This window comes from Rhodococcus sp. T7 (genome assembly GCF_009872365.1).
Lineage (GTDB): Bacteria > Actinomycetota > Actinomycetes > Mycobacteriales > Mycobacteriaceae > Rhodococcus_F.
In genome coordinates, this window is sequence record NZ_WXYH01000390.1 from 905 (window position 1) to 1,285 (window position 381).

A 381-nucleotide genomic window follows, 5' to 3' on the forward strand; every position below is an offset into this window, starting at 1 on the left:
AACATCGACGTCCCGACCATCGATGTGATCTCCACCGAGATCAACTTCATCGGAAATCTCGTCGGCTCCTACAACGATCTTCAGGAGCTCATGACCCTTGCCGCCCAGGGCAAGGTCACGTTGCACACCACCCGATACCGGCTCGAGGACTTCCAGCAAGCCCTCGACGATCTCGATGCCGGGCGGGTCCGCGGTCGGGCGATTCTCGTCCCGTAACACGCCGCATACTCCGCACAAGAAAAGCACGAAAGGACCATCAGCCATGGCAAAAGAGCTGCGGTACAACACGGACGCCCGAGCCCGACTCGAGCAGGGCGTCAACGCCCTCGCCGACGCGGTCAAGGTGACCCTCGGCCCCAAGGGGCGCAACGCGGTGCTCGA

The 381-nt window shown here is 62.5% G+C and carries 2 protein-coding genes; both read left to right on the forward strand.

Features of this window, described 5'->3' with window-relative positions; all coding sequences use genetic code 11:
• Nucleotides 1–216 (forward strand): zinc-binding dehydrogenase (locus tag MLGJGCBP_RS48505; RefSeq protein ID WP_160097012.1); only part of this gene is annotated, 216 nt, incomplete at its 5' end.
• A gap of 46 nt (nucleotides 217–262) precedes the next feature.
• Nucleotides 263–381 (forward strand): hypothetical protein (locus MLGJGCBP_RS54605; protein WP_442972160.1); only part of this gene is annotated, 119 nt, incomplete at its 3' end.